Origin of the sequence: Capnocytophaga sp., from assembly GCF_030532915.1 — a bacterium.
In the GTDB taxonomy this organism is placed as follows: domain Bacteria; phylum Bacteroidota; class Bacteroidia; order Flavobacteriales; family Flavobacteriaceae; genus Capnocytophaga.
The window spans coordinates 24,595-44,008 of record NZ_JAUNKD010000004.1 but is presented as its reverse complement, the minus strand read 5'-3'; the positions used below and the strand labels follow the sequence as shown (position 1 = coordinate 44,008).

Annotated in this window: 15 protein-coding genes; 13 read left to right on the top strand and 2 right to left on the bottom strand. The window is 40.2% G+C overall.

Translation table 11 applies throughout. From position 1 onward, the window contains the following. Positions 1-30: 30 nt before the first annotated feature. A complete protein-coding gene (locus Q4D72_RS01950) occupies positions 31-747 on the bottom strand; it encodes a hypothetical protein (protein ID WP_303075737.1) in 717 nt (238 codons plus the stop codon). Positions 748-968: 221 nt separating this feature from the next. Here Q4D72_RS01950 and kbl point away from each other — a divergent pair, with 221 nt between their 5' ends. From kbl to Q4D72_RS01910, 8 genes are all read left to right on the top strand, one after another. Then, positions 969-2,165, top strand: a complete 1,197-nt coding sequence (gene kbl / locus Q4D72_RS01945) for a glycine C-acetyltransferase (protein ID WP_303075736.1) — start codon at positions 969-971, stop codon at positions 2,163-2,165. Positions 2,166-2,271: 106 nt separating this feature from the next. Further along, on the top strand, positions 2,272-3,633 hold the full coding sequence (locus Q4D72_RS01940; protein ID WP_303075735.1) for an OmpA family protein: 1,362 nt from the start codon (positions 2,272-2,274) through the stop codon (positions 3,631-3,633). Between the two features lie 261 nt (positions 3,634-3,894). Further along, entirely contained in the window at positions 3,895-6,903 is a 3,009-nt protein-coding gene (locus Q4D72_RS01935) for a tetratricopeptide repeat protein (protein ID WP_303075734.1), read from the top strand. A 14-nt stretch (positions 6,904-6,917) separates the two neighbouring features. Beyond that, positions 6,918-8,681, top strand: coding sequence for a TonB-dependent receptor (locus Q4D72_RS01930; protein WP_368502023.1), 1,764 nt, complete (start codon positions 6,918-6,920; stop codon positions 8,679-8,681). 78 nt (positions 8,682-8,759) lie between these two features. Next, positions 8,760-9,176, top strand: coding sequence for a hypothetical protein (locus Q4D72_RS01925; RefSeq protein ID WP_303075733.1), 417 nt, complete (start codon positions 8,760-8,762; stop codon positions 9,174-9,176). 111 nt (positions 9,177-9,287) lie between these two features. Further along, positions 9,288-9,962, top strand: coding sequence for a response regulator transcription factor (locus Q4D72_RS01920; protein ID WP_303075732.1), 675 nt, complete (start codon positions 9,288-9,290; stop codon positions 9,960-9,962). A gap of 32 nt (positions 9,963-9,994) precedes the next feature. Continuing rightward, entirely contained in the window at positions 9,995-11,050 is a 1,056-nt protein-coding gene (locus tag Q4D72_RS01915; protein ID WP_303075731.1) for a cell wall metabolism sensor histidine kinase WalK, read from the top strand. 21 nt (positions 11,051-11,071) lie between these two features. Continuing rightward, positions 11,072-11,458, top strand: coding sequence for a hypothetical protein (locus tag Q4D72_RS01910; protein WP_303075730.1), 387 nt, complete (start codon positions 11,072-11,074; stop codon positions 11,456-11,458). Between the two features lie 3 nt (positions 11,459-11,461). Here Q4D72_RS01910 and Q4D72_RS01905 read toward each other — a convergent pair whose 3' ends face one another. Beyond that, positions 11,462-12,214, bottom strand: coding sequence for a 1-acyl-sn-glycerol-3-phosphate acyltransferase (locus tag Q4D72_RS01905; protein WP_303075729.1), 753 nt, complete (start codon positions 12,212-12,214; stop codon positions 11,462-11,464). A 212-nt stretch (positions 12,215-12,426) separates the two neighbouring features. On the opposite strand from Q4D72_RS01905, the gene Q4D72_RS01900 reads away from it, so the two are divergent. The 5 genes from Q4D72_RS01900 (at position 12,427) to Q4D72_RS01880 (ending at position 19,332) form a co-directional block, all read left to right on the top strand. Beyond that, positions 12,427-13,815, top strand: a complete 1,389-nt coding sequence (locus Q4D72_RS01900) for a dipeptidase (RefSeq protein WP_303075728.1) — start codon at positions 12,427-12,429, stop codon at positions 13,813-13,815. Positions 13,816-13,983: 168 nt separating this feature from the next. Then, a complete protein-coding gene (gene dprA / locus Q4D72_RS01895; RefSeq protein WP_303075727.1) occupies positions 13,984-15,078 on the top strand; it encodes a DNA-processing protein DprA in 1,095 nt (364 codons plus the stop codon). A gap of 96 nt (positions 15,079-15,174) precedes the next feature. Further along, on the top strand, positions 15,175-15,981 hold the full coding sequence (locus tag Q4D72_RS01890; protein WP_303075726.1) for an SDR family oxidoreductase: 807 nt from the start codon (positions 15,175-15,177) through the stop codon (positions 15,979-15,981). A gap of 57 nt (positions 15,982-16,038) precedes the next feature. Continuing rightward, positions 16,039-16,920: a glucose-1-phosphate thymidylyltransferase RfbA gene (gene rfbA, locus Q4D72_RS01885; protein ID WP_303075725.1), complete on the top strand. Its 882-nt coding sequence runs from the start codon at positions 16,039-16,041 to the stop codon at positions 16,918-16,920. A 69-nt stretch (positions 16,921-16,989) separates the two neighbouring features. Further along, the gene (locus Q4D72_RS01880; RefSeq protein ID WP_303075724.1) at positions 16,990-19,332 is read left to right on the top strand and encodes an oligopeptide:H+ symporter; all 2,343 of its coding nucleotides are present in this window, start codon (positions 16,990-16,992) and stop codon (positions 19,330-19,332) included. Positions 19,333-19,414 lie beyond the last annotated feature (82 nt).

Sequence of the window (19,414 nt, the reverse complement as noted above, 5' to 3'; positions counted from 1 at the left end):
TGTTGCTTTTGTGATTAAAAATAGCTGTCTTTATGTTGTTTGTGCTCTTTTCTGAAAGAAATTCCGCAGGAAAACACCTAAAAGCACCAAAATAACGATGCCAATTATCGTTATGGAAGCTAAAAGAGCTGTTTTTACCCCACTTTCTTGGGTATCTCCGTTAAAATATGCGTAAATCAGCAGTAATTCGGCGGCGATAAGCAAACTCGGAAAAAGAACGTATTTCCCGAAGGTTATCAGTTGATTGAGATATTTTTGGGTATTTCCGTTAAAAATATAGATAAAAATTCCGATTAGGAGGCTTCCGAAAACCAGTGAAAAAGCACTTGAAGCGATGACTTTCAGCAAGAAAGCAAATCCCCAGCCGATGATTTCGTCATTTTTTTGATAGTATTTGATTGGGTAACTGGTTTGGAGCCTTTTAACGGAAAAATCCAAAGCTTTGACGATGGTGTCGTTTTGAGTCGTAACAAATCTGACAACGGGTATGTACATCAATTTTTCAATTTCGATGATTTCTCCGTCTGCGTTTTTGTATCTTTCTTTGACAAAATCAATTTCATTATCAATTACTTCTGCTTGGTATGTTTCAGATTGTAAGCCTTTAACCACCTCAGAGGAAGTCTGTGTCATAATGACAAAACTCACAATGGTTATACCCAAAATGCTTGCCATTGTGCCAAAAATCCACAAGAAAGAACGAATCCCGATTTTTGTTTTTTTTCTGCTTTTATAGTGTCGTTTCACAAACAAAATTGTGATAAGAATTGAAATAACTATAAAAAGTGTAAAGGCTATTGTTGGCATCACTCAAAACTAACGGAAATATCTTTTTTGAAAAGTACAAAGGTAACGAATTTACAGGAAAAGATAAAATAAATGCAAAAAAAACTGTTTTTTTTTATGTCTGTCAAAAAAAATAACTACATTTGTACTTTCAAAGTACCATTAAAACCATACTTTAAGCTATGTACGGAAAAATAAAACAACACTTACAGGCTGAAATAGAAGATATTAAACAAGCCGGACTTTACAAAAAAGAACGCATCATTACTTCCAAACAAGGAGCTGAAATCAAAATTTCTTCGGGCGAGGAGGTGATAAACTTCTGTGCGAACAACTATTTGGGGCTTTCGGCACATCCTGAGGTTATTCAGGCAGCCAAAGACACCTTAGACACGCACGGTTTCGGAATGTCATCAGTACGTTTTATCTGCGGAACGCAAGATATTCACAAAGAATTGGAGCAAAAAATCGCCGATTTTTACGCAACGGAAGACACCATATTATATGCAGCTGCTTTTGATGCCAACGGAGGCGTGTTTGAACCGCTTTTTACCGAGCAAGATGCCATCATTTCCGATTCGCTTAACCACGCTTCGATTATCGACGGAGTGCGTTTGTGCAAGGCAAAGCGTTTCCGTTACGAAAACAGCAATATGGCTGATTTGGAGGCCAAACTTCAAGAAGCCGATTCGGCAGGGGCTCGTTTTAAAATCATCGTAACCGACGGCGTTTTTTCAATGGACGGCGTGGTAGCTCCGCTGGATAAAATCTGTGATTTGGCAGATAAATACGATGCTTTGGTAATGGTAGATGAATGCCACGCAGCCGGATTTATCGGAGCCACGGGCAAGGGAACGCTCGAAGCCAAAAAAGTAATGGGGCGTGTGGATATCATTACCGGAACGCTCGGCAAAGCCTTGGGCGGTGCGATGGGCGGTTACACGACGGGTAAAAAAGAAATTATCGAAATTTTGCGTCAGCGTTCGCGTCCGTATTTGTTTTCTAACTCGTTAGCGCCGGCAATTGTGGGGGCTTCCATTAAAGTGTTTGATTTACTCTCAAAAGACACTTCATTGCGAGATAAATTGGAGTGGAACACCGAATATTTCAAAAAAGGAATGAAAACTGCCGGTTTTGACATCATCGAAGGCGATAGTGCCATTGTTCCGGTGATGCTTTACGATGCTAAAACCTCGCAAATAATGGCTGACGAGCTGTTAAAAAAGGGAATTTACGTCATTGGGTTCTTTTATCCGGTAGTTCCGAAAGAAAAAGCCCGAATCCGCGTTCAGCTGTCAGCAGCGCACTCTAAACAGCACTTAGACAAGGCAATAGATGCTTTTACAGAGGTCGGCAAGAAGCTGGGGATTATTAAGTAAGAGTTAAAAAAAATAAAAAAAACGAATAAGTTTCGTAAATATATCAAAATAATATTTATATTTGTCCCAAGAATTAAAGTAGTAATCAAAAAATTCATTTTTAAGTATGAAGAAAATCAAAGTAACTTTTATTGCTTTGGCTTCGCTTTTATCAGCCGGAGCTTACGCACAAGATGCAAACAATCCTTGGAAAATAGGATTCGGAGTTAACTCTGTTGACATCCGCACACCAGAGGATTTTGGTGAGTTAATGAAAGACTGGGGAGGTCCAAGTGACCTTAATATCCTTCCTGCTATTTCACGCCTTTCAGTAGGTAGATATATCGGTGCGGGGTTCTCAGCTGAGATTTCAGGCTCATTAAACAAAATCGAAAAAGGTTTTGGGTATATCAAAGATGCGCCAAAAGTTGATCAATCTTTCTGGGGAGTTGATTTAAGAGCTAAATACCACATCAACAACCTATGGTCAGGTGCTCGTTGGTTTGACCCTTACTTGCAAGTAGGTGGAGGGTATGCAACCATTGACGATGCCGGAAAATTCAGAGCCTTAGGGGGTGGTGGTCTTAATTTGTGGTTCACCGAGAACATCGGTTTGAACTTACAAACGGCTTACAACCCTACTTTCAAAAGCGGTTCAACTGAGGATTTCTTCCAACATTCAGCAGGTATTGCTATCAAATTTGGAGGAAAAGATACTGACAAAGACGGAATCTTTGATGACAAAGACGAGTGTCCGGAAGTACCAGGTTTGAAAGAATTCAACGGATGTCCTGATACTGACGGTGACGGAATCGCCGACAAAGACGATGCTTGTCCGGAAGAAGCCGGAACAAAAGAATTTAACGGATGTCCTGATACTGACGGTGACGGAATCGCTGACAAAGATGATGCTTGCCCAGAGGTAGCCGGTCCAAAAGAACTTAACGGATGCCCTGATACTGATGGTGACGGTGTTGCTGACAAAGACGACAAATGTCCGGAAGAAGCTGGTCCAAAAGAAAACAACGGATGTCCTTGGGCTGATACCGACAAAGACGGTGTTCTTGACAAAGACGATGAGTGTCCTGAGGTTGCAGGTCCTGCTTCAAACAAAGGATGCCCTGAGGTAACTGAGGAAGTACAAAAAACATTGAACGAGTATGCTAAAACTATCTTGTTCGATACAGGTAAAGCTTCAATCAAACCTGAGTCAGCTGCAGTATTAGAGCAAATCGTTGGTGTATTGAACCAATATCCTAACGCTAAATTTACTATCGAAGGACACACTGACAGCACAGGTAACAAAGCTAAAAACCTTACACTTTCACAAGAAAGAGCTGATTCAGTACGCCTTTATTTAGTTCAAAGAGGTGTTTCTGATACACGTTTGTCTGCCAAAGGATACGGTGTTGAAAAACCAATCGCTTCTAACAAAACAGCAAAAGGAAGAGCTTTGAACCGTCGTGTTGAAATCAACTTGGTAAAATAAGCAGAACTTCGGATAAACGAAATGTAATTAAATTGAGAGGTTGCCTTCGGGTAACCTCTTTTTTTTGTGCTTATTTCAAAAATATTTAGCTTTTATTTAACTTTTACAAATTTTTATAAGTATGTTCCTGAAAATTAGGTGTTTATTATGTTTTTAAGGGCTTTATTTTTGATTTTTGAGAAAATGTTGTTTGCAATTTGTTCTCAAAAATTGGTTTGGTACATAAAATTCCATAAATTTGGGCGATAAAAACATTTCTTTATGAAACGAACGATTTTTTCACTTTTTTCTCTTCTTGTTTTTAACCAGTGGATGCAGGGGCAACAGACTGAAATTTTCACCAACGCATCGGCTGATTTTCAAAAAGCAGTATCATTGTATAACAGAAAGTTGTACAAACCGGCACAGCATTTGTTCCGAAAAGAACAACAGGGGTCTTCTGATAGAGACATACAAATCCAATCACAGTATTACGTGGCTTCAACGGCTGCGCTTTTGGGTGAATTGGGAGCTGACATGCTGATGGAAAAGTTTATCGAAGAACATCCCGAATCGCCACTCAGCACAGGGGCTTATATGCGAATGGCTGATTTTTACTTCCAACGCGGAAATTACAAAGATGTGTTGAAATGGTATCGCAAAGTAAACGATGCCAGCGTAAGCAGAGAAGAACGAAGCAAATTTTACTTCCAAAAGGGTTATGCCTTGTTTTCAACAGGAAGCCGAAAAGAAGCCGAGAAATATTTCAATTTAGTGAAAAGCACCAAAGAATATGGCGCCGATGCCAATTATTATTTGGGATATATTGCTTATGATTCAGAAGATTACAAAAAAGCCGAAAGTTATTTTGAGCAAGTGAAAGGCGAGGAAAGTCTTGACAAAAATGTGTCATATTTTCAGGCGAATATGAAGTTCAAGCAAGGCAATTTTGAGCAAGCATTAAATGAAGGATTAAAACAATTGCAGAAAACCAAAAATCCACAAGAAACCTCTGAACTTAACAAAATTATAGGTGAAAGTTATTTCAATTTAGGGAAATATAACCAAGCCATTCCGTATTTGAAAGAATATAAAGGAAAAAGAGGCAAGTTTTCAAATACCGATTTTTACTATTTGGGGTACGTTCACTACAAAAATAAAGATTATGTCAGCGCCATTGACCAGTTCAATAAAATCATTGACGGTAATGACCACGTGGCGCAAAATGCCTATTATCACTTGGCGGAATGTTACCTAAACACGGGGCAAAAACAACAAGCCTTGAATGCTTTCCGAAATGCCTATCAGATGGACTATGATGCTCAAATCAAGAAAGATGCGCATTTGAATTACGCCCGATTGAGCTATGAAATCGGAAATCCGTATGAGAGCGTTCCGGAGGTTTTGTTGGCTTATGCCCGAAAATATCCCAATGATAATAAAGAGGAAATTCAATCGCTTTTGATTGATTCATATATTTCTTCAGGTAACTACCAAGCGGCAATCAGTTTGTTGGAACAATCAAACGACCCGAGAGACCGCGAGGTGTACAAAAAAGTGTCCTTCTATCGCGGATTGGAGCTTTTCAACGAATTGCAATATCCGCAAGCGCTTGATTATCTCAAAAAAGCAGCTGGAAGTAATGATGCCGTTCTGGCAGGGCGGGCGCTTTATTGGCTGGGTGAAACCTCATATCAACTGAAAGATTTTGCAAATGCTAAAAATTTCTATTCCCAATTTTTAAACAATTCAAATATTTCAAAAACAGATGAATACAAGCATATTCATTACAGTTTGGCGTATGCCGATTTCAATCTGAAAAATTACAAAGGAGCCATTGAAAATTTTGAAAAATATCTGAAAGAAAACCCAAAACCCAATGCGTGGACAAATGATGCGTTGTTGCGCTTGGCTGATTCGTACTTCGTGGAAGGGAAATACTGGCCTGCAATGGAGCGATATAACAAGCTCATTGCCGGAAAATCGTCAGACGAAGATTATGCCGCTTACCAAAAAGCTATCAGCTATGGTTTTGTAGACAGGTCGAAAAAGAAAATTGAAGATTTGGAAGATTTCATCAAAAAATACAGAAATTCAAATCTTCGACCCAACGCCTTGTTTGAACTTGGAAATGCTTATGTTTCAGACGGAAACACGGCAAAAGGCGTGCAATATTACAAACAAATCCAAACCGAATACAAAGGTAATAACTTAGTGCCACGGTCAATGCTTCGTGAAGGATTGGTTTATTACAACAAAAACAACAATCAAGAGGCGTTGAAAATTTTCAAAACCATTGCGCGTGATTATCCGCAAACGAACGAGTCGGCGCAAGCGGTGGCAACAGCCAAACTCATATACATCGATATGGGGAAAGTAAACGAGTACGCCACTTGGGCAAAAGGGCTTGGTTATGTGGAAGTTTCGGATTTGGAACTTGAAAGCGCCACTTACGAAGCAGCCGAACGTCAGCACTTGCAACAGAATGAAAAAGAGGCAATTGCCGGATTTGAAAAATACATCAAAGACTTCCCCAACGGAATGCGTTTGAGCAATGCACAATTCTATTTGGCACAACTTTATGAAGGAGCAAACCAAAAATCAAAAGCCGTAACCCTTTATGATGAGGTTATCAAAAGCGGTTCGACTGAATTTAGAGAGCAATCATTGGTGAAACTATCTCAAATTCTGTTAGATGCAGGAAGTTATCTCAAAGCAAAACCCTATCTTGAAGATTTGGAAAAAACCGCTACCGTTGCTCAAAATAAAGTGTATGCACAATCAAACTTGATGCGGGTTTGTTACAACGAAAAATTGTATGACAAAGCGGTTGAATATGCCAATAAAGTGCTGGCAGAGAAAACAATAGATAACCGTATCAAAAACGATGCCTACAACGTATTGGCACGTTCTTACATCAAAATCGGTAATGAGGCAGAAGCCCGAAAAGCCTATCAGGAAGTAGCAAAAACTGCCACCGGAAGTATGGCTGCCGAAGCAATGTATTACAATGCCTACTTCAAACACAAAGACGGCAAGTTTAAAGAATCAAACGAAGTGATTCAAAAACTGGCAAAAGAATACGGCGGTTACAAAGAATTTGCCGCCAAAGGATTGGTGGTAATGGCAAAAAACTTTTACGGACTAAAAGACTCATACCAAGCAACGTATATTCTTGAAAATGTGATTACTAATTTTAAAGAATATCCGGAAGTGGTTGAGGAAGCCAAAAAAGAATTAACTGCCGTGAAAGCCGAAGCCGCCAAAAGCAATTCGTCCGTAAAAATGTAATTTGATAACTAAAAATGATGATGATGATTAAAAATACAATCCGAATCAAATCGCTGTTCCTGTTGCTGTTGCTGCCCTCAGCGGCATTAATGGCTCAAAATAAGAAAGATAGCCTAACAACCAAGGTCATCGATGTGGTAAAATCATACGTGCCAACCATCGCCGATGCCTACAAAAAGCGTGAAGATGCCAACATTAAAAAAGATTCGCTCACGCTTGCCAAAAAAGAAATTACCTATTCCATTTATTCGGTGCCGGTGGCGTCCACTTTCGTTCCGGATAAAGGAAAAGCCTCTACCATTAAGAAGGTTACCAAACAGGAAACCTATCAAGATTCATACATCGGTGGGGCTTTCGGGAATTTAAGAACCATTTACGGCGATGCATCGGTTACTTTGCCGGTTTCTGATGAAAGTAATTTGGCATTTTTGTTCAACCATCTTTCATCAAATGGTGAGGTAAAGGGTATTATTCCGGATAATGATTATGTCAAAACATCGGCTGATGCCCGTTATGATTACCTTGACAGAGATGTGAATTGGGGCGTGGGGCTTGATTTTGGCAGAAAAGTTTACCATTGGTACGGCGTGCAAAAAGGGTTTTATACCGATGAACAGTTGGGCAAACTTTCAAACATACAACAAACCTATTTAGGCTACGGATTAAGCGGTTACGTAAAACTTGCCGATTCATATTTTGACGGGTTAGACTTGCTTTTCCGCGGATTTTCCGATAAATTTGACAGCAGTGAAATCAATGCCCGAATTGCGCCTTCATTTCAGGTACCTATCAGCGATGGTGAACAAAAAATCCGTTTGAATTTACTATTTGATTATTATTCAGGAAGTTTTGCCAGAGGCTATGTAACTACCGATGCTGTTTCCAACAAATGGATGTTGCTTGGCGTTAATCCGTCATATCATTTTTCAACCGGCGATTTGGATTTGAAATTAGGGGCAACGATTGCCTATGCAGGCGGACATCCTACGCAAGACAGCAATTTTAAAGCCTTTCCCGATGTGGAAGTGTTGTACCGAATCGGGGGCGGAAACACCATCGTACACGCAGCCGTTCGCGGAATGTTACAACAAAATACCTTTGAAAAACTAACTGATGTAAATCCATATTTAGCACCTATTCAGTTGATTAACCCAACAAACGTAACAATGGATATTTCAGGTGCGCTCAAAGGTGAACTCACCACGGGGCTTCATTACAAATTGCAAGGGGGCTACAAACAATATGAAAATTTGCCGTTGTTCACTACTTATACTGAACTAAATTCGCCTGTGGTTATGTTGGGTTACCAGCACAATAACTCGTTTCGGGTAGTTTACGATAAAGTAACCGAATTTGGGTTTTCAGCGGGGCTTTCGGGCAATGTGAGCAATATCTTTTTCTTTGATTTGGAAGGAAAAATCAACGGCTATTCGGCTAAAAATGAAGCAGAGGCTTGGAATTTACCCAGAACGCGTGTGTCGTTGTTCACCGATGTGAAAATCATTGAGGGGCTTTTTGCCGGATTTGATGTGTTTCACGTTGGCAGCCGCTATGAAGCGGATTATGCCACTGCAATTGGGGCAACACCTAACAAATTGACCTTGGAAAGCTATTTTGATTTGAATTTCCACGCCGATTATACGCTTAATAAAAAACTAATGATTTTTGTTCGTGCAAATAATTTAATGTCAGACAATTATCAACGATGGGCGTATTACCCCACACACGGATTTCAGGTTTTTGGAGGCGTAAAATATTTGTTTAGTTTGAAAAAATAATCACCAGAATAAACAAATTGTTGTATTTTTAACAAAAATGCCGTACTTTTGTGCAACTTATCAAAAAAGCAGCAGTTTATGAATCCGTTGGAATTACAACAATTATTGGATGAACATTGCCAAGAAATGAAAGAAAGTATGCCGGGTTTTTTGTTCTATGGAATTTTAAGCGCAACCGACGGCACAACACTATCCAAGATACAGGCTGATGATAATCCACTGGCAATGAATATTGAAAGTAATTCAGCTTTCCATTTAAACGTGCTCAGCAAGGTTAAAAAGGTAACGGAAAGCAGTGTGGAATCACAATTGGAAATTGACGATATCATCGTTGAAACGGATAAGGTTACTTTCGTGATTATGGTTTCGGCATCGGGGAAGTTTTTCTCAGTTACGGCATTGGAGCGTGAAAAGGCAAATTTGGGCATTACGCGTGCATTGCTCTATCGTTGTAAAGCCGTTTTCGGGGCAATGTTAGATGATTTCTTTTCGTAAAACAAAGGTTATTTTGTGTTTATAGAAGAAAAATGGCAGTGCTTTTCGTTGTAAAAGAGTTGATAATAAGTGCATTCAAAAAACTCTTTTATGGTTATGTAGAATTCTGTTATGAAAAATATTAAAATTTTACTGGTAGATGATGACCCCGATATTTTAGAGTTTGTGGGTTATAATTTGCAACAAGAACATTTTCAGGTTTTTACCGCAACCGATGGCGAGCAAGCTGTGCAAATGGCAAAACAAGAATTACCGCATCTCATCTTGCTTGATGTGATGATGCCCAAAATGAACGGAATTGAGGCTTGTGAGCAAATACGCAAATTTCCAGAGCTTTCACAAACGGTAATAGCTTTTTTAACAGCCCGTAGCGAGGATTATTCGCAACTGGCAGGTTTTGAAGCCGGAGCCGACGATTACATCACCAAACCCATTAAACCTAAGGTACTTGTGAGTAAAGTAAAGGCACTGCTTCGCCGATTTACCGAAAAAGAAAGCAGTTCCATACTGAAAATCAGAGACCTTGTCATAGACCGCGATGAATATAAAATAACGTACAAAAACAACGAAATTTTGCTCCCGCGCAAGGAATTTGAACTTTTGTGGCTACTGACATCCCAACCCGGAAAGGTATTTAAACGCGAAGAAATTCTTGATAAAGTTTGGGGCAGTGAGGTAGTTGTGGGTGACCGCACCATTGACGTTCACATTCGCAAATTGCGTGAAAAAATAGCCGACGATTACTTTAAAGCCGTGAAAGGAGTTGGTTATAAGTTTGTTATGTAATTCGGTTGTTTATTTGCATTTCGGGGTAAAATATGCAAAAATTAAAAAAATCATATCGTTTTGCACTAAAATCATCGTTGCTTATAACAGCATTTTCTAGTTTTTTGTTGGGAGTTGTTATTTTCTTCTTTGGTGATATTCCACTTTGGGTGTTGATTCCGTATGCGGTGAGTCTTTACGGGCTTTGTTTTTTTGTGTTGCAATATCGCGTTGAAAAATTCATATACAAGCGCATCAAAAAAATATACAAAGATGTTTCGTTACTTGAAAATACAAGTATTAAAAATCAGGTAATTACAACCGATATTTCATCGTTAAGTAAAGAAATTAACCGATTTGCCCGCCGAAAAAAACTCGAAATCGAAACCCTGAAAGACCGTGAAAATTACCGAAAAGAATACATCGGAAATATTTCACACGAACTCAACACGCCGCTTTTTACCGTGCAAGGTTATATTTTAACGCTTCTGGATGGGGCGGTTGAAAATAAAGCCATTCGTAAAAAATACCTATCGCGTGCCGCCAAAGGTGTTGAGCGGCTCATTTATGTGGTGAAAGACCTTGAAATGATTTCAAAATTAGAAACAGGCGAGTTGATTCTTGATTTTGAGCAATTTAACCTCGTTGAACTGATTCAAAACGTATTTGAGATGTTTGAAATGCAGGCAGCAAAACGCGAAATTTCACTTGTTTTTGACAAAGCGTATGAACCCGTTTATGTGTATGCCGACCGAGAGCGGATACAGCAAGTGCTTGCCAATCTGATAGTTAATTCGTTAAAGTATGGAAAACATAACGGAACGACTGAAATCAGCCTTGAAACACTTTCAAAAGAAAAAATATTGGTGCGAATTACCGACAACGGCGAAGGTGTACTAAAACAGCACATTCCCCGACTTTTTGAGCGTTTTTACAGAGTAGATAAAAGCGGAAACCGAATGCAAGGCGGTTCGGGGCTTGGGCTTTCCATCGTGAAACACATCATTGAGGCGCATAAACAGAAAATTTACGTTGATAGCGTTTACGGCATCGGTTCCGAGTTTTCATTTACCTTAAATCTTGCCCCGACCGAAACACCATCAGAATAACATAAAATAGTGATTTTCAAAATGATTTTAGGTTTTATTTTTGTATTTCTCGCTATTACTTTCGGGTTTAGTGCTTTTGAAAAAATAACGGATTTTAAAGGAACAACAGCGTATTACGCGACGTACTTTTCTAAGACATTTTTAGCAAGATACATATCGTCTGTTTTGATTTTTGTAATTGTTTTTGAGGTACTTATCACATTTTTGTTCGCTTTGGGGCTTGTTGAACTATATTTAAAAAAAATAATTTTTTTGGGTTATTGGGCGCTTGTTTTGGCCGCCTCGCTTTTACTTTGTTTTTTGGTGGGGCAACGTTTGGTAAAAGATTATGATGGCGCCCGAGGAATTGCTATTTATTTTATAATCTGTTTGTTAGGTTTGGTGTTGATTGAATTGGTGTATCAATAAAAATCAATGTTTTTGCGTGTTTTTATCATCAAATAACTGATTTAAAATCAGTGTTCTGACTTGCTGTTTAAGCGTATTTTTATCATCAAGGGTAAGTCCTTGTGTATAAAAAAACGGATTGATTTTCACCCGCATACGTCCGACGCTTCCGGCAAAAAAACGAAAAGGAAATCGCTCTTTGTTGTCAAAAAATGTCATCGGAACGATAGGTATTTGATATTCAATAGCTAACCGAAAAGCACCGTCTTTAAATTCATCTAAGACAACGGCTTCATCAGGCACGCCTCCTTCCGGAAAAATACAGATACTCAGCCCCGAAGCAAGTCGCTTACGGGCAGCGCTATATACATCACGCCGACTTTGTGCGTTTGCCCTGTCCACCAAAATAGCTACTTTTTTGTAGAAAAAACCAAAAAGAGGCATTTTTGCCAGTTCTTTCTTCCCGACAAACACAAACGGATTTTTACTGCAAACAAGCATCAACATCACATCGGTCATACTGGTGTGATTGGCAACAAGCATATAACTTTTTTTAGCGTCAAGTTTTTCATTTTGTGTTATTTGTGTGTAGAACCCCATTGCGCAGAGTATGGGTTTTGCCCACAGGTTTCGCGCCAACCAATAAAATTGCGGATACCATTTTTCACGTGAAGTTAGCAGTAACAAAATGGGCGTTAGCAACAGCGTGATGCCTGCCGTCAAAACGTAAAACCACACCCGCCAGAATAGCCAAAAAATGTATTTTAATGCAATCATTATCCTGATAATTTTCGCCGGCAAATATACAAATTTATCAAAACGGATTGTTTTTTAATTTTCGATATGCGAATTAAAATCACTGTAAGTAACTGATAATTAAAATTATATTAGAGATGAAAGAAAGCTGAAAAACAGGTTTGCGGGTTAAAAATTTGATTTGTCGGATTTTATTGTTACCTTTGGAAAATTATTTTTTTTCAGATATTTTTATGGACTCAATTAAAAATTATATTCAAGAAAACAAAGAACGATTTATCAACGAACTGATTGAACTGCTTAAAATTCCGTCAATTAGTGCCGATTCGGCTTACTCACAAGATGTTATCAACACTGCCGAAGCGGTGAAAAACGCATTGGAAAAGGCGGGTTGCGACACAGTTGAAATCTGCGAAACACCCGGATATCCAATCGTTTACGGCGAAAAAATCATTAACCCTGAATTGCCAACCGTATTGGTTTACGGGCACTATGACGTGCAACCGGCTGACCCTGTGGAACTTTGGCATTCCGACCCGTTTGAGCCGGTTGTCAAAACCACCGACAAACACCCGCAAGGAGCCATCTTTGCACGCGGAGCCTGTGATGACAAAGGGCAAATGTATATGCACGTTAAAGCCTTGGAATATATGGTAAAAACGGGCAATTTGCCTTGTAACGTGAAATTTATGATTGAAGGCGAAGAGGAGGTAGGCTCTGAAAGTTTGGGCTGGTTTGTAAAGCGTAATCACGAAAAACTCAAAAATGATATTATTTTAATTTCCGATACCGGAATGATTGCCAACGACATACCTTCCATCACAACAGGGCTTCGCGGCATCAGTTACGTGGAAGTGGAAGTAACCGGACCTAATCGTGACCTGCATTCGGGCTTGTACGGTGGGGCGGTTGCCAATCCTATCAACGTCTTAGCCAAGATGATAGCTTCGTTGCACGACGAAAACAACCACATTACCATTCCCGGTTTTTACGACAAAGTGGAAGAACTTTCGCAAGAAGAACGAAACGAAATGGCAAAAGCACCGTTTTCGCTAGAAGATTATAAAAGAGCATTGGAAATCAATGATGTGTATGGCGAGGCGGGCTACTCGACCCGCGAGCGGGCTTCCATTCGTCCTACCCTCGACGTAAACGGAATTTGGGGCGGATATACCGGCGAAGGAGCCAAAACCGTTATCGGAGCCAAGGCGTTTGCCAAAATTTCAATGCGTTTGGTGCCGCACCAAGACTGGGAAGAAATCACCGAGCTTTTCAAACAACATTTCGAGCGTATCGCACCTGCAGGCGTGACTGTACAGGTAAAACCGCATCACGGCGGGCAAGGTTACGTTACGCCAATCAATTCCGTTGGGTATCAGGCGGCTGCCAAGGCTTATGCGCAAACCTTTGGTAAAGAGCCTGTTCCGGTTCGTTCGGGTGGAAGTATCCCCATTGTGGCGCTTTTTGAGCAAGAATTGAAAAGCAAATCCATTTTGATGGGCTTTGGTTTGGACAGCGACGCCATCCACTCGCCCAATGAGCATTTTGGTGTTTTCAACTTTTTGAAAGGCATTGAAACCATTCCGTATTTTTACAAATATTTTGCGGAAGCAAACCGATAGTTCAAAAAGTTGTTTGAGTTTGTTTGACACTACGTGTTTGAAGTAGTTTCAAATCATCTCGAACTTTTCAAACCATTTTTAGAAAGAACAATAAATTCAATAACTTACACACGGGCGAAAAATGTTTCGCCCTGTTTTTTAATCGTTAATTTTTTTGTTGGCTGAAAAATGTATAATGACGAACTTCTTTATTTAATTGCGTTGAAAAAAATCCCGTTGGTGGGCGACATCACCGCAAAGAAACTCATCGCTCATTTTGGGAGTGCCAAAGAGGTATTTGCACAAACGAAAAGCAAGATTGAAACGATTGACGGCATCGGGCAGAAAATAACCCGTAATTTATTCAAACCCGAATATTTACACGAAGCGGAAGCCGAAATCGCCTTTGCCGATAAAAACAACATTCAAATCTATGCCTTTACCGATGAGGCGTATCCCGATTTGTTGAAACAATGCGTAGACGCCCCTGTTTTCTTCTATCAAAAAGGGAATATTTGCCTGAAAAACAAACGTATTTTGAGCATTGTCGGTACGCGTAACATAACCCCTTACGGCAAGGCTTTTTGTGAAAAATTGGTTGAAGATTTGGCGACGCTTGATGTGGTCATCGTCAGCGGATTTGCCTACGGGGTGGACATTACCGCTCACAAAACGGCACTGAACAACAACCTGCAAACAGTGGCTTGTTTGGCGCACGGGTTGCATATGGTGTATCCGCAGGCGCACAGTAAATATTGCAAAGCGATGGAAGAAAATGGCGGATTCATCACCGATTTTGGTTTTCAGTGTAAGTTTGACAGAAAGAATTTCCTCAGCCGAAACCGCATCATTGCAGGGCTTTCGCAAGCAACCGTGGTGATTGAATCGGGGGCAAAAGGCGGAAGTTTGGTTACTGCTGACATTGCTTTTTCATACAATCGGGAGGTGTTTGCCGTTCCCGGCAGGGCTACGGATATGTATAGCATTGGATGTAATCATTTGATACGCAATGAAAAAGCCCGAATTTTGACCTCCGCTAATGATTTGCTTTACTATCTGAATTGGGATACGCCTGCTTTGGAGGTTCAGCAGAAACTTTTTGTGGAGCTTCTTCCCGATGAAGAAAAAATTCATTCCTTTTTGAAAAACAACGGAAAACAATTGCTCGATGCCATTGCATTGGCGTGCCAAATGCCTGTTTATCAGGTGTCGAATCTTCTTTTCCAAATGGAAATGAAAAACGTAGTGCGCCCGTTACCCGGAAAAATGTTTGAAATCGTGTGATGTGTGTGATTTTTCGGGAAGTAAATTTTATGTTTCAGCCGATAAAAAGGCGATTTTCCTTGAAAATTATCATATCTTTGCCTCAAATACAGAATAATGCACAATTCAAAAATAGTTTTGATAACGGGAGCGACATCCGGCATCGGAAAGGCTACTGCCTTGTTGCTGACCCAAGAAGGATATAAAGTATACGGCACAGCCCGAAATGTTACCAACGTGGAGCTTCCTTTTAAGCTTTTGCAAATGGATGTCCGTGATGATGAGAGCATTAAACGGGCAGTTGCGGTAATTCTTTCGGAAGAAGGAAAAATTGATGTGTTAATCAACAATGCCGGAGTGGGAATTACCGGATCCGTTGAAGAACTTTCAACACAAGCCCTTCATAACGTGTTTGCAACGAATTTTTACGGGGCGATTGCCGTAATGCGAGCCGTGTTAGCGCCGATGCGGGCGCAAAAAAGCGGACTGATTATCAACGTAACTTCAATTGCGGGTTATATGGGGCTTCCGTTTCGAGGGGCTTATTCCGCCAGCAAAGGAGCTTTGATGTTGTTGTCGGAAGCCTTGCGAATGGAGGTGAAAAGCTTTGGTATAGAGGTAACTACGATTGCTCCGGGGGATTATGCCACCAATATTGCCTCGCGGCGTTACCACGAGCCGGTTCGTGAAAATTCGGCTTATGCTGAAAATTATCAAAAATCACTTGATTTGATGAATAGTCACGTAAATTCGGGTGGAGACCCTACCGAAATGGCGCAAAAACTGTATCAAATCATCAATGTCCGACACCCAAAAGTGCATTACAAACAAGGCAGTTTTTTGCAGCGATTTTCCGTTGTGTTAAAATCGATTTTGCCCGGAAAATGGTATGAAAAAATGCTGATGAAACACTATCAGTTGTAGTTGGTTATTTTTTAAGAAGCTATTTTATTGATAAACAATTATATAAAAATATAACAAATGAAAGGAATTATTCTTGCCGGCGGGTCGGGTACGCGCCTGTATCCTATTACCAAAGGAATTTCAAAACAATTGTTGCCAATATATGACAAGCCAATGATTTACTATCCGCTTTCGGTGTTGATGTTGGCAGGCATTCGTGATATTTTGGTGATTTCCACTCCACAGGATTTGCCAGGTTTTAAACGGCTTTTGGGTGACGGTAGTGATTACGGAATTTCGTTGCAATATGCCGAGCAACCCTCGCCCGACGGATTGGCGCAAGCCTTCATCATTGGTGAAAAATTCATCGGAAATGACGATGTTTGCTTGGTGTTGGGCGACAATATTTTTTACGGACAGAGTTTCACCAAAATGTTGATAGCTTCGGTAGCCACTGCCGAGCAGGAGCGCAAAGCCACCGTTTTCGGGTATTGGGTGAAAGACCCTGAGCGTTACGGTGTTGCTGAATTTGACACCAACGGAAATGTGCTTTCCATTGAAGAAAAACCCGAAAACCCTAAGTCAAATTATGCCGTGGTGGGTTTGTATTTTTATCCGAATAAAGTGGTGGAAATTGCCAAAAACAGTAAACCTTCAGCACGTGGCGAGCTGGAAATCACCACTGTGAACCAAGCGTTTTTGAAAGACAATGAGCTGAAAGTGCAATTGCTCGGTCGTGGCTTTGCGTGGCTTGATACCGGTACGCACGATTCACTCAGCGAAGCTTCTAACTTCGTGGAAACCATTGAAAAACGGCAAGGACTTAAAATATCGTGTTTGGAAGAAATTGCCTATCGAAAAGGTTGGATTGCTGCCCAAAAAATTGAAGAGCTTGCCCGCCCGATGCTTAAAAATCAGTACGGGCAGTATTTGATGGAGCTTATAAAAAGTGAAGTGTAATATTTGACGAAACTTGCTTTATATGTGCGGTTTGTACCAATTTGGAGTTAAAATGAAATGAATATAAATATGTCACAGCAAAAAAATAACTTTTTCGATACACAAGTTCTCGGGCATCCGGCGGGATTGTTTGTACTATTTTTTACGGAAATGTGGGAACGTTTTTCCTTCTACGGAATGCGGGTACTTTTAGTAAACTTTCTAACGATGGCGCTCATCGGATATAATCCCGGTTGGGAATGGACAACGGAGAACGCTGGAGCATTATTCGGAACATACGTGATGCTTTTGTATCTGACGCCCATAGTGGGAGGAACCATCGCCGACAAATATATCGGTTACCGCTGGGCGATTGTTATCGGAGCTATCATTATGACGCTCGGGCACGCCGCAATGGCACTCGAAACCGAATTTTGGCTTTACGTAGGGCTGGGGCTTTTAGTTATCGGAACGGGTTTCTTTAAACCAAATATGACTTCAATTATATCGCATATGTATAAAGACCTTCCGGAGAAAAAAGACGGAGCATACACCATTTTTTATATGGGCGTAAATGCGGGGGCTTTCTTCGGAATGATGCTTTGCGGTTATATGGCTGAAAAAGTAGGTTGGAGCTGGGGATTTGGATTAGCGGGTATCTTTATGCTTATCGGAACGCTTCAATTTTGGCTGGCACGACCTCTTTTTGGTTCTATCGGCGATGTGCCTTCGAAAAACAAGCCGGAGATAAATAAAATAAATCAGCAAAAATCAATTTCTGATGAAGAAAAACCCAATCCCTTCACACTTTTGGACAAAATACTCATCGGGGTAGCTGCCGTTATCGGTTTAGGATATGCCATCAATGACCCGCTATCGAACATCGGCGGAATAGATTTATTTTACTTCTTACAAACATCTAATATCAAAGGACAATATATTGCAATTAGCTTCGGGCTATTGGTTTTCTTATTTGTAATTATTTCCCGCTTGATGCGATATACAAAAATCGTGCGAGAGCGTATGATAACCGTGATTATTTTTGCTTTCTTCACCGTGTTTTTCTGGCTTTCATTTGAGCAGGGAGCTTCGTCCTTAATTATTTTTGCAAGAGACAGCGTTCAGCGGGAATTATTAGGCAATCAAGCAATGATTTTCAACATTCTAAATGCTTTGCTCACCATCATTCCGCTTGCGTTAATCAGTTATGTATTATTTATCTTGGCTAAAAAAACTTTTTCAAAGATATGGGCGTCAAACATCGTGTTGCTTATTTGTTTTGCACTTGTCTGGGGAATTGTAGGTTGGATGTTGCAACGTGATTTCAAAACGGTGGCATACAATGTAAGCTATCAAGCGTTTGAAGTCTATGAAAGTGATGGCAAAAACTTGAAGATAAAAGACGACGGAAGCTATGCGGTAAAATATATTCCTATAAACATTGATAATAACATTATATATAAGGAAGAAAACCGAATCACAAAAACGGAAAAAGCCTTCAAAATTACTGAAACAAACAGTGCGGGGGAAAACATCGTGAAATATTTGCCTTATAGCGATACTAAAAAGCCAAAAGGGAACTTTGAAATTGTTGAAAAATCTATTGAAACTATTGCAATCCCTCGTGTGGACAATAAAACAGGCAAGCAGGCAACCGACAAAAGCGGGAATAAACTTTTCGACTATTATCTAACGGGAAATAACAACGGATTTTCAGTCGTAAACCGAGAAAATATTATTGGGGAAGGCGAGCATAATTTTACGAAAGGACAAGAAATTACTATTTTAACCAAAGATAATAAGTTTTCCTCTTTTGGGTATGCCGATAACGAGAAGATTATATGGGCAAAACGCCGTGCGGAAGAATTAAACGCCAACAATGGGCTTATCCGTGCCACCGTAAAAGAGAAAAAAGACAATTGGGTGGAAATAACAACCTCGTGGTTTTCGATTCTCAACTCATTTTTTATCATCGCACTGGCAAATGTTTTCTCCCGCGTTTGGGATAGTCGTTACAACCCGCCGGCGGCAGTCAAATACGGTATGGGGCTTATTATAATGGCCATCGGATTTGGTTTGCTTGCCTTGGGGGCAGATGGTGCCGGCTCGGGAACAAAAGTGAGTATGCTTTGGCTGGTTGTTGCGTATCTTTTCCACACGATGGGCGAGCTGTGTATGGCTCCGGTGGGCTTATCATACGTTTCGAAGCTCGTTCCCGCACGAATGATAGCCTTTATGTTCGGAGTTTGGTACTTGGCGATTGCTATCGGGAACAAATTAGCGGCAATTTTAGGCGGGCAGATTGAAAACATTACCGAAAAATATAATTTAGCTACTTTCTTTTTAATATTCACCATCGTGCCGATAGTGGCGGGCACACTGATTATTTTAATCAATCCACTTGTAAAACGCTTGATGCACGGGGTGCGGTAACGAAAATAAGCTGTTGAAATAGTTTACATATCTTAAATGTATATGCTTAACCTTTTTGTTTTCAATACCTAAAGAAAATTGT

Coding starts and splice junctions, on each gene's coding strand:
- kbl (WP_303075736.1), top strand. CDS start 969: ATGTACGGAAAAATAAAACAACACTTACAGGCTGAAATAGAAGATATT.
- Q4D72_RS01940 (WP_303075735.1), top strand. CDS start 2,272: ATGAAGAAAATCAAAGTAACTTTTATTGCTTTGGCTTCGCTTTTATCA.
- Q4D72_RS01935 (WP_303075734.1), top strand. CDS start 3,895: ATGAAACGAACGATTTTTTCACTTTTTTCTCTTCTTGTTTTTAACCAG.
- Q4D72_RS01930 (WP_368502023.1), top strand. CDS start 6,918: ATGATGATGATGATTAAAAATACAATCCGAATCAAATCGCTGTTCCTG.
- Q4D72_RS01925 (WP_303075733.1), top strand. CDS start 8,760: ATGAATCCGTTGGAATTACAACAATTATTGGATGAACATTGCCAAGAA.
- Q4D72_RS01920 (WP_303075732.1), top strand. CDS start 9,288: ATGAAAAATATTAAAATTTTACTGGTAGATGATGACCCCGATATTTTA.
- Q4D72_RS01915 (WP_303075731.1), top strand. CDS start 9,995: ATGCAAAAATTAAAAAAATCATATCGTTTTGCACTAAAATCATCGTTG.
- Q4D72_RS01910 (WP_303075730.1), top strand. CDS start 11,072: ATGATTTTAGGTTTTATTTTTGTATTTCTCGCTATTACTTTCGGGTTT.
- Q4D72_RS01905 (WP_303075729.1), bottom strand. CDS start 12,214: ATGATTGCATTAAAATACATTTTTTGGCTATTCTGGCGGGTGTGGTTT.
- Q4D72_RS01900 (WP_303075728.1), top strand. CDS start 12,427: ATGGACTCAATTAAAAATTATATTCAAGAAAACAAAGAACGATTTATC.
- dprA (WP_303075727.1), top strand. CDS start 13,984: ATGTATAATGACGAACTTCTTTATTTAATTGCGTTGAAAAAAATCCCG.
- Q4D72_RS01890 (WP_303075726.1), top strand. CDS start 15,175: ATGCACAATTCAAAAATAGTTTTGATAACGGGAGCGACATCCGGCATC.
- rfbA (WP_303075725.1), top strand. CDS start 16,039: ATGAAAGGAATTATTCTTGCCGGCGGGTCGGGTACGCGCCTGTATCCT.
- Q4D72_RS01880 (WP_303075724.1), top strand. CDS start 16,990: ATGTCACAGCAAAAAAATAACTTTTTCGATACACAAGTTCTCGGGCAT.